This window comes from Streptomyces sp. NPDC005574, assembly GCF_040605435.1.
Lineage (GTDB): Bacteria > Actinomycetota > Actinomycetes > Streptomycetales > Streptomycetaceae > Streptomyces.
In genome coordinates, this window is the sequence record NZ_JBEXCW010000142.1 from 1 (window position 1) to 13822 (window position 13822).

10 protein-coding genes are annotated in these 13822 nt (G+C 72.3%); 4 read left to right on the forward strand and 6 right to left on the reverse strand.

What is annotated here, in order from left to right; all coding sequences use genetic code 11:
- Window positions 1-89: 89 nt before the first annotated feature.
- From ABZT03_RS40270 to ABZT03_RS40280, 3 genes are all read right to left on the reverse strand, one after another.
- Window positions 90-803, reverse strand: a complete 714-nt coding sequence (locus ABZT03_RS40270) for an XRE family transcriptional regulator (RefSeq protein ID WP_356048654.1) — start codon at window positions 801-803, stop codon at window positions 90-92.
- Window positions 804-1206: 403 nt separating this feature from the next.
- Window positions 1207-1905, reverse strand: a complete 699-nt coding sequence (locus tag ABZT03_RS40275; protein WP_356048656.1) for a response regulator — start codon at window positions 1903-1905, stop codon at window positions 1207-1209.
- Window positions 1902-3635, reverse strand: a complete 1734-nt coding sequence (locus ABZT03_RS40280) for a sensor histidine kinase (RefSeq protein WP_356048658.1) — start codon at window positions 3633-3635, stop codon at window positions 1902-1904. The genes ABZT03_RS40275 and ABZT03_RS40280 overlap by 4 nt, the downstream gene beginning before the upstream one ends.
- Window positions 3636-3785: 150 nt before the next feature.
- Between ABZT03_RS40280 and ABZT03_RS40285 the strand changes: the two genes are divergently transcribed.
- The 4 genes from ABZT03_RS40285 (at window position 3786) to ABZT03_RS40300 (ending at window position 8597) form a co-directional block, all read left to right on the forward strand.
- Entirely contained in the window at window positions 3786-5168 is a 1383-nt protein-coding gene (locus tag ABZT03_RS40285) for a cation:dicarboxylase symporter family transporter (RefSeq protein ID WP_356048660.1), read from the forward strand.
- A gap of 217 nt (window positions 5169-5385) precedes the next feature.
- On the forward strand, window positions 5386-5814 hold the full coding sequence (locus ABZT03_RS40290) for a MerR family transcriptional regulator (RefSeq protein ID WP_356048662.1): 429 nt from the start codon (window positions 5386-5388) through the stop codon (window positions 5812-5814).
- The gene (locus tag ABZT03_RS40295) at window positions 5811-6143 is read left to right on the forward strand and encodes a thioredoxin domain-containing protein (RefSeq protein ID WP_356048664.1); all 333 of its coding nucleotides are present in this window, start codon (window positions 5811-5813) and stop codon (window positions 6141-6143) included. The genes ABZT03_RS40290 and ABZT03_RS40295 overlap by 4 nt, the downstream gene beginning before the upstream one ends.
- 195 nt (window positions 6144-6338) lie before the next feature.
- The gene (locus ABZT03_RS40300) at window positions 6339-8597 is read left to right on the forward strand and encodes a UvrD-helicase domain-containing protein (RefSeq protein ID WP_356048672.1); all 2259 of its coding nucleotides are present in this window, start codon (window positions 6339-6341) and stop codon (window positions 8595-8597) included.
- 146 nt (window positions 8598-8743) lie between these two features.
- Here the strand turns inward: ABZT03_RS40300 and glgB are convergent, their stop codons facing one another.
- The 3 genes from glgB to ABZT03_RS40315 all read right to left on the reverse strand — a co-directional run.
- The gene (glgB, locus tag ABZT03_RS40305; protein ID WP_356048666.1) at window positions 8744-12025 is read right to left on the reverse strand and encodes a 1,4-alpha-glucan branching enzyme; all 3282 of its coding nucleotides are present in this window, start codon (window positions 12023-12025) and stop codon (window positions 8744-8746) included.
- Window positions 12026-12054: 29 nt separating this feature from the next.
- A complete protein-coding gene (locus ABZT03_RS40310) occupies window positions 12055-13443 on the reverse strand; it encodes a maltokinase (RefSeq protein WP_356048668.1) in 1389 nt (462 codons plus the stop codon).
- A 97-nt stretch (window positions 13444-13540) separates the two neighbouring features.
- Window positions 13541-13822, reverse strand: a 282-nt coding sequence (locus tag ABZT03_RS40315; RefSeq protein ID WP_356048670.1) for an alpha-glucosidase C-terminal domain-containing protein, incomplete at its 5' end; no start/stop codon positions are given.

A 13822-nucleotide genomic window follows, 5' to 3' on the forward strand; every position in this document is an offset into this window, starting at 1 on the left:
AGTACATCCAGTACGCGGGCGATGCTCCGCCTTGCGATGCACCGCACCGGACGCCGCGAGCTTCCCGGCAAACCCTTCCGGTCACGGCACTAGCCGGTGTTGTCCCGGACGGTCGTCCAGAAGCGGTCGATGATCCCGGCCAGGAAGTCCCGGCCCGCGTCGCCCGACGCGTTCGCCGCCGTGCCGCCGCCCCAGCTGAGGGTGGCGGCCATCTGCCCCTGGTAGTCCTGGTGCAGCTCCCGGAGGGTGTCCTCCAGGAGCCGCCGGTCCAGGGGCACCGTTTTCGCGAGCGGCCGGACGTACGCCTGCCAGCGGGTGGTCACGGCGCCGCGCAGGAGTTCGGCGAGTCGGGCGTCGCGTCCCGTGACGGTGACGAAGTCGGGGAGCGAGAGGTCGAGCAGCCTGGCGAGCGCGGCGGACTGGCGCTCGGTGCCGCGCCACGCGTCGTTGTCCTCCATGTGGAGATAGGCGAGGAGTTCCAGGCCGACGGTGCGGGCGACGTCGTCCGGTGCCAGGCCGTGCGCGACGCGGTGCTCGCGCAGGGTCCGCGGCCTGCCGAGGAGTTCACCGGGGGAGCACCACAACACGCCTGCCAGGGCGGTGAGTTCGAGGCCGACGGGTGCGGTGGTGCCGCGTTCCCAGGTGAGGACGAGGTCCGGGGTGACATGCGCGAGCCCGTAGGAGGCGCGCATGCCGTAGGCGACGTGCTGGGGTCCCATGCCGAGGGCGGTGCGGAGTCTGCGGGCGGCGGGGGCGTCGAAGGGGGGAGTGGGCTTGTTCGGCGGAGCTGAAGTTCGGCGCACGGCCCACAAGGTAGGCCCGCCGGGACGCGGTGACTACGGTCTGTTCGGCCAGGATCACGCATTGTAGGAACGTACGGTTCCGGCCGTGCCCGGGAAGTGGCCGGAGATCGTCCGTCGCCCGGACGGGGTGGGTGTCGAACGCGGTGCCGAACGGCCCGACGGGCGCCCGGACCGGGGCGCGATCCTCCCGCAACCGGCGAATGGCAAGGCGGGGCGGCATATTCGCCCGCGTCCGCCGTCGCCCGGCCGGCCGTACTCCACGACGGTCGGCGACCGCGCCGGTCGCGCACGGTGACGGACGTCGAAGAGGCGTACGGCAGGGCCGGCCCGGCGGAATGCCGCCCGGACGCCGGAAAAGCGCGGCGCAAACCGAACCCTCGCGCAGGACGGCCGGGGGCTTATCTCAGCGGGCCGGGCCCGTCGCCCGCACCCAGCGGTACACCAGTTCGGGTCTGCCCACCTGGCCGTACAGCGGCTTGCGCTCCGCCCGGCCGCCGTCCACCAGATGTTCCAGATAGCGCCGGGCCGTGATGCGGGAGATCCCCACCGTCTCCGCGACGCCCGTCGCCGTGAAGCCCTCCGCGCTGTCCCGCAGCGCGACCGTCACCCGCTCCAGGGTCGGCGCGCTCAGGCCCTTCGGCAGCGCCACCGGGCCGGGTGTTCGCAGGGTCGCGAGCGCCCGGTCGACCTCGTCCTGGCCGCTGGCCTCGCCCGCCGCCGCGTGGAACTCCGCGTAACGGATCAGCCGGTCGCGCAGTGTGCCGAACGTGAACGGCTTGAGCACGTACTGCACGACGCCCAGCGACACGCCCTCCCGCACCATCGCCAGATCACGGGCCGACGTCACCGCGATCACGTCCGCCTGATGCCCCGCCGCCCGCAGCGAGCGCGCCAGCTGGAGCCCGTGCACGTCCGGCAGGTGCAGGTCCAGAAGCAGCAGGTCCACCGCCGTCCGCTCCAGGGCGCGGCGTGCCTCCGCGCCGGTGTGCGCCTTGCCCACGGCCACGAACCCCGGCACCCGGCCGACGTAGAGGACATGGGCGTCGGCGGCGACGGGGTCGTCCTCGACGACCAGGACACGGATGGGCTGCTGGGTCGTCATGCGTCGCCTCCCGAGGAACTGCCGCCCACGGCGGCCCGCCCGGCCGGGCCGGTCCGGGCGGGCGCCCCGGGGGTGCCGGCCGTCCCGGGCCCCGCCGCCCCCTCCGTGTCCCCGCCCAGTCCGAGCCGGACCTCGAACAGCGCGCCGCCCCCGTCGGCCGCCGTGACCGACAGGGTGCCGTCGTGGCGGTGCACCGCCTGGCGGACCAGGGCGAGACCGAGGCCCCGGCCGCCGGGTCCCGCCGGTTTCGTGGAGAAGCCGCGCCGGAAGACCGCCTCGGTGTGGGCCGGGTCGACGCCCGCGCCGGTGTCCGACACCCGCAGCACGAGCGAGGAACCGCCCGTGTGATCCGTGTGATCGGTGTGATCCGTGAAAGCCGTCACCGTCACCCGTGCCGGCACGCTGCCCTGCGCCGCGTCCACCGCGTTGTCGATCAGGTTGCCGAGGATCGTCACCAGGTCCCGGGCGGACAGGGACGCCGGGAGCAGACCGTCGTCGAGGCTGCTGTCCTCGGACACCACCAGCTCCACACCCCGCTCGTTGGCCTGCGCGGTCTTGCCGAGCAGCAGGGCCGCGAGCACCGGCTCGCCGACCGCCGAGACCACCTGGTCGGTGAGCGTCTGGGCCAGTTCGAGCTCCGCGGTCGCGAAGTCCACGGCCTCCTCGGCCCGGCCCAGTTCGATCAGCGAGACGACCGTGTGCAGCCGGTTCGCCGCCTCGTGCGCCTGCGAGCGGAGCGCCTGGGTGAAGCCGCGCTCGGAGTCCAACTCGCCCATCAGGGACTGGAGTTCCGTGACATCACGGAGCGTGACGACCGTGCCCCGGCGCTCTCCGCCGGACACCGGCGAGGTGTTCACCACCAGCACCCGGTCCGCCGTCAGCAGCACCTCGTCCACCCTCGGCCCGGACGCCAGCAGCGCCCCCGTCAGCGGGGCCGGCAGCCCGAGGTCCGCGACGGACCTGCCCACCACGTCACCTCCCACCCCCAGCAACTCCCGTCCGCCGTCGTTGATCAGCGCCACACGGTACTGCCCGTCCAGCATCAGCAGCCCCTCGCGTACGGCGTGCAGCGCGGCCTGGTGGTAGTCGTGCATGTGACTGAGCTCGGCCGCGTTCATGCCGTGGGTGTGACGGCGCAGCCGGGCGTTGATCACGTACGTGCCGAACGCGCCCAGTGCGAGGGCGCCGGCCGCGGCCGCGAGCAGCGCCGTCACCTGGCCCTGCACCCGCTTGCTGATCGCCTCGACCTTGATGCCGGCGCTGACCAGGCCGATGACCCGCCGGTCGTCGTCCTCGACCGGGGTGACCGCCCGGACCGACGCGCCGAGGGTGCCGGTGAACGTCTCGGTGAAGGTCTCGCCGCGCAGCGCCCGGTCGATGTTGCCGCGGAAGTGCAGGCCGATCTGGTCGGGCCGGGGGTGCGTCCAGCGGATGCCCCGCGGGTCCATGATCGTGACGAAGTCGACCCCGGTGTCCCGCTGCACCCGCAGGGCGTACGGCTGGAGGGCGGCCGAGGGGGCGGCGGTGCCGATCGCCGCCCGGACGGAGGGGGCGTCCGCGACCGACCGGGCCACCGCGACCGCCTGGCGGCCCGCCGCGTCCTCGGCCTGGCTGCGGTCGCTGACGTAGGTGAACAGCGCGTAGCCGGCGACCAGGACCGCTATCAGCACGGCCTGCATGCCGAAGAGCTGGCCGGCGAGGCTGCGGGGCCGGGGGACGGGGATGCGCATGGCGTCAGTCTGCCTCCGATGTCGGTGTGAACTAAATGAACGGAAGGGTGACCGCCTTCACAGGCCGGGAGATAGTCACGGCATTCCCCTGAACCCCCGGACGTGAGCCGCACGCCGGTAAGGCCGACGACGTCGTCAAGGAGGGCCGCCGTGACCAGCGCAGCCGATACGGCATCCGCCGCACCCCGCGCCAAGCGGGACCGCACCCACTATCTCTACATCGCGGTGATCGTCGCGGTCGCCATCGGAATCACCGTCGGTCTGGTCGCGCCGGACTTCGCGGTCGAGCTGAAGCCCCTCGGTACGGGCTTCGTGAACCTGATCAAGATGATGATCTCGCCGATCATCTTCTGCACGATCGTGCTGGGCATCGGCTCGGTGCGCAAGGCCGCCAAGGTCGGCGCGGTCGGCGGTATCGCCCTGCTGTACTTCACGGTCATGTCGCTGATCGCCCTGGCCATCGGCCTGGTCGTCGGCAACATCCTGGAGCCGGGCACCGGCCTCGCGGTGACCGACGCGATCAAGGACGTCGGGCACGCGCAGGTCGACGCGGAGGCCAAGAACACCACCGACTTCCTGCTCGGCGTCATCCCGACCACGATCGTCTCCGCCTTCACCGAGGGCGAGGTGCTCCAGACCCTGCTGATCGCGCTGCTCACCGGCTTCGCGCTGCAGGCCATGGGCCCGGCCGGACAGCCGGTGCTGCGCGGGGTCGAGCACATCCAGCGGCTCGTCTTCCGCATCCTCGCGATGGTGATGTGGGCGGCGCCCGTCGGCGCGTTCGGCGCGATGGCGGCCGTCGTCGGTTCCGCGGGCGTCGACGCCCTGAAGAGTCTCGCCGTGCTGATGCTCGGCTTCTACGCCACCTGCTTCCTCTTCGTCTTCATCGTGCTCGGCACGCTGCTGCGGCTGGTCGCCGGCCTCAACATCCTGACCCTGTTCCGGTACCTGGGCCGTGAGTTCCTGCTGATCCTGTCGACCTCTTCGTCCGAGTCGGCGCTGCCCCGGCTCATCGCGAAGATGGAGCACCTGGGCGTCAGCAAGCCGGTGGTCGGCATCACCGTCCCGACCGGCTACTCCTTCAACCTCGACGGCACCATGATCTACATGACCATGGCGTCCCTGTTCATCGCCGACGCCATGGGCACGCCGATGTCGGTCGGGGAGCAGATCCCGCTGCTGCTCTTCCTGTTCGTCGCCTCCAAGGGCGCGGCCGGCGTGACCGGCGCGGGCATGGCCACGCTGGCGGGCGGCCTCCAGTCGCACAAGCCGGCGCTGGTGGACGGCATCGGCCTGATCGTCGGCATCGACCGCTTCATGAGCGAGGCCCGCGCCCTGACGAACTTCGCGGGCAACGCGGTCGCCACGGTCCTGATCGGCACCTGGACGAAGGAGATCGACCGCGAGCGCGTCGACCAGGTGCTCGCCGGGCAGCTCCCCTTCGACGAGAAGACGCTGCTGGACGACGACGCCGACGACACGACCGCCGGTGTGCCCGAGCAGGGCGGCGAGAAGGAACTCGCCCGAGCCTGAGGCGGGGCCGGCTGCCGCCCCCCGGCCCGCCGGTCTGCGCCCCACCGTCTCCGGGCGGCCGAGTACTCCCCCGTGGCTCGGTCGCCCGGTTTCCCCCCTCCCTTCCTCCTTCCTTGGTCGTGCCACGGATGTGCAGGCCGCCCGCCTCGGTGGGCGGCCCTTTCCGTGCGCCGGCGCTGTTGCCTTGACGTCGGGGTCAAGGCTTACGTTCGTCGGTATGCGAATCGGCGAGCTGGCCGCACGGGCCGGGACCACGACGCGGACGCTGCGGTACTACGAGTCCCGGGGGCTGCTGCCCGCACGGCGGGGCGGCAACGGGTACCGGACGTACGACGAGGACGACCTGAAGCTGCTGCGGCAGATCCGGACGCTCCAGGACTTCGGGTTCGACCTGGAGGAGACCCGGCCCTTCGTGGAGTGTCTGCGGGCCGGGCATCCGGAGGGCGACGCGTGTCCCGCCTCGCTCGCGGTCTACCGGCGCAAGCTCGACGAGCTCGACGCGCTGATCGGCGAGCTGCGAGACGTACGGGCGAAGGTCGGCGAGCAGCTGGAGCGGGCCGAGCAGGCCCGTGACGAGCTGGCGGCCGAGGCGCTGGCTCCGGGAGGTCCGGAGCCCGGGTGTGAACTGGGAGGGTGGACACGATGATCAAAGCGGCGGGCGTGACCGAGGTGACGGACGCGGACTTCGAGGCCGAGGTGATCGGGGCGGACCGGCCGGTGCTGGTGGAGTTCACCGCCGACTGGTGTCCGCCGTGCCGGCAGATGGGGCCGGTGCTGACCGCCCTCGCCGCGGAGGAGGGCGAGCGGCTCAAGGTCGTCCAGCTGGACGTGGACACCAATCCGACGACGACGAACGCCTACCGGGTGCTGTCGATGCCGACGTTCATGGTGTTCCGGGGCGGCGAGCCGGTGAAGTCGATGGTGGGGGCGCGACCCAAGCGCCGGCTCCTGGAGGAGCTGTCGGACGTTCTGTGAGCCTGGCGCTCCGCGTCCCGCCCGGACACGAGAACCCGGGCATGAGAAATCCCCCGAGCAATTGCGCTCGGGGGATTTCTCTGCGTATATTCAATGGTTCGCGACTTCATTGGAATTCGGTCGCAATAAGTTCAGTGAGCACAGTATATCCGGGCGGGAGTGGAATTGTCAAACACCGACTTTCCTGACAGTGAATTGCGGCGCGAGCAGGAATTCATCGACGGGCTGTACGCGCGCGTGGACGCCCTGCGCGGTGACACCGAGGGCGCCGTCACGGACGCGCTCGCCCAGGGCAACACGCCCATGCAGGCCCGCCTGGAACGGGACATCCTGGTCGCCGAGCGGTCCGGACTGCTCGCCGCGCTCAACGCGGTCGACGGCTCCCTCTGCTTCGGCCGCGTCGACCTCACCTCGGGCGTCAGCCACCACATCGGCCGGATCGGCCTGCGCGTCGACGACGCCGAGCGCACCCCGATGCTCATCGACTGGCGGGCCGACGTCGCCCGCCCCTTCTACCTCGCCACCGGCCACACCCCGATGGGTCTGCGCCGGCGCAGGCACCTCACCACCGAGGGGCGCCGGGTCACCGCCCTGCACGACGAGATCCTCGACCTCGGCGACCAGGAGCGCACCGGACACGAGGACCCGACCGGCGACGCCGTGCTGCTCGCCGCGCTCGACTCGGCGCGCACCGGCCGGATGAGCGACATCGTGCAGACCATCCAGGCCGAACAGGACGAGATCATCCGCGCCCCGCACCGCGGGGTGCTGGTCGTCGAGGGCGGCCCGGGCACCGGCAAGACGGCCGTCGCCCTGCACCGGGCGGCGTACCTGCTGTACGAGCACCGGGAACTGCTCGCCAAGCGGGCCGTCCTGATCGTCGGCCCCAACCCGGCGTTCCTCGGCTACATCGGGGAGGTGCTGCCCTCGCTGGGCGAGACCGGCGTACTCCTCGCCACCGTCGGTGAGCTCTTCCCCGGCGTGAAGGCGACGGCGACGGACACACCGCGGGCCGCCGCCGTCAAGGGCCGCGCCGCCATGGCGGACGTCCTCGCCGCCGTCGTACGCGACCGGCAGACGCTGCCCGACCCGGTGATCACCATCGAGCACGACCGCGAGGTCCTGATGCTCGACGACGGCCTGGTGAGCGTCGCCCGCGAACGCACCCGGGAGGCGAACCTGCCGCACAACGTGGCGCGCGAGCACTTCGAGGGGCACATCCTCAACACGCTCACCGACATGGTCGCCGAACGCATCGGCACCGACCCCTACGACGGCTCCAACCTCCTCGACCCGAGCGACATCACCCAGATCCGCGACGAACTCGCCGACAATCCCGAAGTGTGGTCCGCCATCGACCAGTTGTGGCCGCGGCTGACCCCGCGGCGACTTCTCGCGGACTTCCTCGCCGCCCCCGAGAGCCACCTCGACGCCGAGGACGCGGACGCCGTCCGCCGCCCTGTGACCCGGGCGTGGACCGTGGCGGACGTGCCGCTCCTCGACGAGGCGGCCGAACTGCTCGGCGAGGACGGCCGGGTGGCCCGGGCACGCGCCGAACGCGAACGCGAGACGCAGATCGCCTACGCCCAGGGCGTCCTCGACGTCTCCTTCGCCTCGCGGACCTACGAGTTCGACGACAAGGAGGAGGAGGACTCCGAGATCCTGTCCGCGCACGACATCATCGACGCGGAACGCTTCGCCGAGCGTCACGAGGAGGACGACCACCGCAGCGCCGCCGAGCGCGCGGCGGCCGACCGCACCTGGGCGTTCGGGCACATCATCGTCGACGAGGCGCAGGAACTGTCGCCGATGGCCTGGCGGTTGCTCATGCGGCGCAGCCCGACCCGCTCGATGACGCTGGTCGGCGACCCCGCCCAGACGGCGGAGGCGGCGGGCGTCGGTTCCTGGTCCGGCATCCTCGAACCGTACGTCGGCGACCGCTGGGAGCACGCCCGGCTCGGCGTCAACTACCGTACGCCCGCCGAGATCATGGACCTCGCCGCGGCGGTGGTCCGCGCGGAGCACCCCGGTTTCGAACCGCCGAGCTCGGTGCGGTCGACGGGGGTGAAGCCGTGGGTGCGCGCCACCGACGACCTGCCCGGCGCGGTCGCCGGGGCGGTCGAGGAACTGACCCCGGCCGAGGGCCGGCTCGCCGTCATCGCCCCCCGTGACCTGCACCGCGAGCTGGCCGCGCGGCTGGACGGGGTGACCGCGGGAGCCGAGCCCGACCTCACCCGGACCGTCGTCCTGCTCGACCCGCGGCAGTCCAAGGGGCTGGAGTTCGACTCCGTACTCGTGGTGGAGCCGGGGCGGTACGGGACGAGTGATCTGTACGTGGCGTTGACGCGGGCCACGCAGCGGGTAGGGGTGCTGCACACGGGGCGCCTGCCGGCGGCTCTGGGGGAGGCGGGGGTGGGCGCCGACGGCGGTGGCGGTGCCGCCGGTGGTGCGTAGAGGGGCGTGGGGGCGACGAGGGGTCTCGCCCCCGCCGCCCCTTCCCGTCCCCGGGGGCCGTGCCCCCCGACCCCCCTTCGGCCCGAAGGGCCTCGTCCTCAAGCGCCGGACGGGCTCGACCGCCGCCGGGTGAGCCGGTCACGGCACTAGGCCGGGCGCAGCCACACCGTCGACAGGGGCGGCAGGGTGAGCCTGATGCTCGCGGGGCGGCCGTGCCAGCCCTGGGGTTCCGGTTTCAGCGGGTCCGGCTGGTGGACGTCGCTGCCGCCGTACTTCGCGGTGTCGGTGTTGAGGGTCTCGTGCCAGGCCGGGATGTCGTCCGGGACGCCGAGCCGGTACTCGTGGCGGACCACGGGCGCGAGGTTCGACACCGCGAGGAGCGGGCTGCCGTCCGTGTCGTAGCGCAGGAACGCGAAGACGTTGTCCTCGGACGCGTCGCCGACCACCCACTGGAAACCGGCTGGATCGGTGTCCTGCTCCCACAGCGCGGGCGTGTGCCGGTAGACGGTGTTGAGGTCGCGCACCAGGTTCTGGACACCCCGGTGGTCCGCCTGCGCGCCGTACTCGGCGTCGAGCAGCCACCAGTCGGGGCCGCGCGCCTCGGACCACTCGGTGCCCTGGGCGAACTCCTGCCCCATGAAGAGGAGTTGCTTGCCGGGGTGGGCCCACATGAACGCCAGGTAGGCGCGCAGGTTGGCCCGCTGCTGCCACCAGTCGCCCGGCATCTTCGACACCAGGGAGCCCTTGCCGTGGACGACCTCGTCGTGGGAGATCGGCAGGACGTAGTTCTCGCTGTAGGCGTACACCATCGAGAAGGTCATCTCGTGGTGGTGGTACTTGCGGTGCACCGGCTCGTGGCTCATGTAGCCGAGCGAGTCGTGCATCCAGCCCATGTTCCACTTCAGCCCGAAGCCGAGGCCGCCGAAGCCGCCCGGACCCATGTGGTGGGTGGCCCGGGTGACGCCGTCCCACGCCGTGGACTCCTCGGCGATCGTCACCACGCCGGGGACCCGCCGGTAGACCGTCGCGTTCATCTCCTGCAGAAACGCCACCGCGTCCAGGTTCTCCCGGCCGCCGTGCTCGTTCGGCACCCACTGGCCCGGCTCGCGCGAGTAGTCGAGGTAGAGCATGGAGGCGACGGCGTCCACCCGCAGGCCGTCGATGTGGAACTCCTCGCACCAGTACACGGCGTTGGCGACGAGGAAGTTGCGCACCTCGCGCCGGCCGTAGTCGAACTCCAGGGTGCCCCAGTCGGGATGGGCGGAACGCAGCGGGTTCTCGTGCTCGTACAGCGGGCGGCCGTCGAACTCGGCCAGCGCCCAGGCGTCCCGCGGGAAGTGGGCGGGCACCCAGTCCATGATCACGCCGATGCCGGCGCGGTGCAGGGCGTCGACGAGGTACTTGAAGTCGTCGGGGTCGCCGAGGCGCGCGGTGGGGGCGTAGAACCCGGTGACCTGGTAGCCCCAGGACCCGCCGAAGGGGTGCTCCGCGACGGGCATCAGCTCGACGTGCGTGAAGCCCAGGTCCTTGACGTACGACGGCAGTTCCTCCGCCAGCTCCCGGTAGGTGAGCCCCGGCCGCCAGGACGGCAGATGCACCTCGTACACCGAGAACGGCGCCTTGTGCGCGGGCCGTTCGACGCGGCGGGCCAGCCACTCCTCGTCCTGCCAGACGTGACGCGAGGTGTGGACGACCGACGACGTCAGCGGCGGCACCTCGGTGCGGCGGGCCATCGGGTCGGCCCGCAGCGTCTTGGAACCGTCGGGCCGGGTGATCTCGAACTTGTACAGCTCGCCCTCGCCGACGCCGGGCACGAACAGCTCCCACACACCGGTTCCGCCGAGCGAGCGCATGGGGTGGCCGGTGGCGTTCCAGAAGTTGAAGGTGCCGGCCACCCGCACACCCCGCGCGTTCGGCGCCCACACCGTGAAGCGGGTGCCGTCCACACCCTGGTGCGTCATCGGCTCGGAGCCCAGCGCCTTCCACAGCTCCTCGTGCCGGCCCTCGCCGAGCAGGTGCAGGTCCAGGTCACCGAGCGCGGGCAGGAAGCGGTAGGCGTCCTCGGTCTCCTGGACCGTCTCCTCGTAGGCGACGAGCAGGCGGTACTCGGGGACCGTGTCGAGCGGCAGCACCCCGGAGAAGAACCCCTCCCCGTCGTCGTGCAGCTCCGTCCGCGTCTCGCCGACGACGACCGCCACCGACAGGGCGTACGGCCGGAACGCCCGGAAGGTGATCCCGCCGCCGGGCGCCGGGTGCGCGCCGAGCACGGAGTGCGGGGCGTGGTGCGCCCCGTCGAGCAGCCGCCACCGGTCACCGACGTCCAGGGCGGGGGAGAAGGGGGCCGGCGCGTCGCCGGAGTCCCCGGCGGGGACGGGGACGGGCGCGGGTGCCTCGGCGGGCGCGGCCACGGCCTCCGCCGGCGCGGCCACGGCCTCCGCCGGCGCCGTCACGGCGTCCGCCGCCGTGAGCGGCTCGACCGGGGTGACCGGCTCGGCTGTCGCCTTCTTCGCTGTCGCCTTCTTGGTGGGCGCCTCCGTGGCGGGCGTCCTCTTGGCTGTCGCCTTCTTCACGACGGTCGTCTTCTTCGCGACGGTCGTCTTGGCGGTCGCCTTCGTCGCGGCCGCCTTCTTCGTCACGGCCTTCTTGGCCGTGTCCTTCGGACCAACGGCCGTCTCGGCCGTGGCGGCTGCCGCCGTCTCGGCCCCCGCCCGCTCGGCCGCTGCCTTCTTCGCCGCCGCCGCCTTCGTTGGAGCGGCCTTCTTCGTGACGGCTTTCTTGGTGACGGCCTTCTTCACCGCGTCCGCCGGACCGGCAGCCGCCCCGGCCGCCGCAGCAGCAGCCGCCACGGGTACAGCCGTCCCCGCCGTCGCCTTCTTCGTGGCCGCCTTCTTCGTCACGGCCTTCTTCGCCGTGGCCTTCTTCGCGACGACCGTCCTGGTCTCCGGAGTGCTGGAGACGGCCGCCGTCCTGGCCACCGTCTTCTTGGCCGTCTTCTCGGCCGTGGCCTTCCGCGCCGGCGACTTCTTCGCCGCGGTGGTCCCGGCCGCCGTCTTCTTCGCCTCGGCCTTCTCCGCCACGGCCTTCTTCGCGGCCGCCGTCCTCTTCGCGACCGTCTTCTCCGCTGCGGCCTGGGTCGCCGGGGTCTTCTTCGCGGCCGTCTTCGTCGCCGCGGCCCCGGCCGCCGGGGTCTTCCGCGTCGTCTTCTTCGCCGGAGGTTTCTCCCCGGTCGCCGTCTCGACCGTCTCGACCGTCTTCTCGGCGGCCTTCTTCACGGCCTTGCGGGCCGTCTCCAGCCCTTTCTCCGCGCTCTTCTCCACGCTCTTCCTCACGGACCTCTTCTTCTGCGCGGCGGCCGGCTGCGCGGTGCTGGTGCTCTCCTCGGCCGTCTTCTTCGGATCCGGACCGCTGGACGGGGGGCGGGGGGTCACGGGTGGTGCCTCCTGGGCGCAGGGTGAGGTCAGGACAGGTCGGGCGAGGCGAGGCGGCGCACCGCGGACAGCGGAACCGGCAGCCAGTCGGGGCGGTGCCGCGCCTCGTAGAGGACTTCGTAGACGGCCTTGTCCGTCTCGTAGGCGCGCAGCAGCACGGGGTCGGTGCGCGGATCGCGGCCGGCCACGTCCGCGTACCCGGAGCAGTACGCCGCCCGGCAGGTCTCCGCCCAGCCCGGTACCGGTACCTCCGCGGAGTGCGCCGCGTAGTCGAAGGAGCGCAGCATCCCCGCGATGTCCCGCCCGATCGGCTGGGGCATCCGGCGTTCGGCCAGCGGCTTCGACGGTTCGCCCTCGAAGTCGATCAGGGACCACTGCCCGGCCGGCGAGTGCAGGCACTGTCCGAGGTGCAGGTCGCCGTGGATGCGCTGGGCGGTCCAGGTGCGGCCCTCGGCGGCCAGGTCGGCGAGCGCGGTGAAGGCGGAGCGCAACCCCGGGGCGTACGGCCGGAGCGCGGGTACCGCCTGTGCGGCGGCGTCGAGGCGTTCGATCATGCCGTCGACCAGCAGGTCCACCTGGCTGTGGCCGAGGGTGACGGTGGGCAGCGCCCGGGCGAGCGCGGTGTGCACCTCGGCGGTGGCCCGGCCCAGCTCGCGCGCCTCGGCGCTGAAGTCCTCACCCTTGGCGAGTTCGCGCAGCGCCAGCTCCCAGCCGTCGGAGGCGCCCTGCACGAAGGGCTGCAGCACGCCGAGGACGTACGACTGGCCGGCCAGCTCCGCCCGCAGCCATCCCGTCGGCGCGGGCACCCGCGGGCAGCCCTCCCGGGCCAGCGCCAGCGGCAGTTCCAGGTCGGGGTTCACGCCGGGCACGATCCGGCGCAGCAGCTTCAGGATGAACGTATCTCCGTAGACGATCGACGAGTTGGACTGCTCGGCGGTCATCAGGCGCGGGACGAGTCCGTCGCGGATCTCCTGGTGCGCGTCCCGCTCGAAACGCAGCCCGCCGATCCTCGCCCCGGTGCGCAAGGCCTCCAGGAGCAGTTCGGCGGGCCGGGCGTCGTACAGGGCGTCGTAGACCGTGTGACCGGCGAACGGGCCGTCCTGCGCGTGTCCGATGAGCGCGGGCGCCAGCCGGGGTGGCAGCGCCTCGCGCTCGCCTATCAGGAGCTGGTAGGTGTCACCCGGGTGGGCCGGGCCGCCCAGCGCGGACGGCTGGTGGGCGCGCACCAGCAGGTGGTGCAGGCTCAGCTTTCCGCCGGTCGGGACCAGCTCGGTGGCCGCGACCAGCGAGAACCCGGTGACCGGACGTCCCTTGCCCGCGAACCAGCGCTGCCGCGGCAGCCACTCCCGCAGCAGGGGGTCCAGCGACGCAAGGAGGCCGGGACTTGTGGTGGCGGTATGGATGACGGCTTCCGACATGGGCGTCGCGTCCTTTCCCCGGGGGGTCGGGGGTGTTACTGATGCGGTGCCCCGGGCGGGGCGGTGGAAACCGCCCCGCCCGGGTTCGGCGGGCGTTCTACACGGCGTCCTTGCGCAGCCGGAACCAGTAGAAGCCGTGCCCCGCGAGGGTCAGGAGGTACGGCAGCTCACCGATGGCCGGGAAGCGGACCCCGCCGAACAGTTCGACCGGATGCCGTCCTTCGAAGGCGCTCAGATCCAGCTCCGTCGGCTGTGCGAACCGCGAGAAGTTGTGCACGCACAGCACCAGGTCGTCCTCGTACTCGCGCAGGAAGGCGAGGACGGCGGGGTTGGAGGAGGGCAGTTCGGTGTAGGAGCCGAGGCCGAAGGCGGTGTTCTG

Bases quoted from the DNA above. Each gene is read 5' to 3' on its own strand.
- ABZT03_RS40275 (WP_356048656.1), bottom strand. From the start codon at position 1,905: ATGACGACCCAGCAGCCCATCCGTGTCCTGGTCGTCGAGGACGACCCC.
- ABZT03_RS40280 (WP_356048658.1), bottom strand. From the start codon at position 3,635: ATGCGCATCCCCGTCCCCCGGCCCCGCAGCCTCGCCGGCCAGCTCTTC.
- ABZT03_RS40290 (WP_356048662.1), top strand. From the start codon at position 5,386: ATGCGAATCGGCGAGCTGGCCGCACGGGCCGGGACCACGACGCGGACG.
- ABZT03_RS40295 (WP_356048664.1), top strand. From the start codon at position 5,811: ATGATCAAAGCGGCGGGCGTGACCGAGGTGACGGACGCGGACTTCGAG.
- ABZT03_RS40310 (WP_356048668.1), bottom strand. From the start codon at position 13,443: ATGTCGGAAGCCGTCATCCATACCGCCACCACAAGTCCCGGCCTCCTT.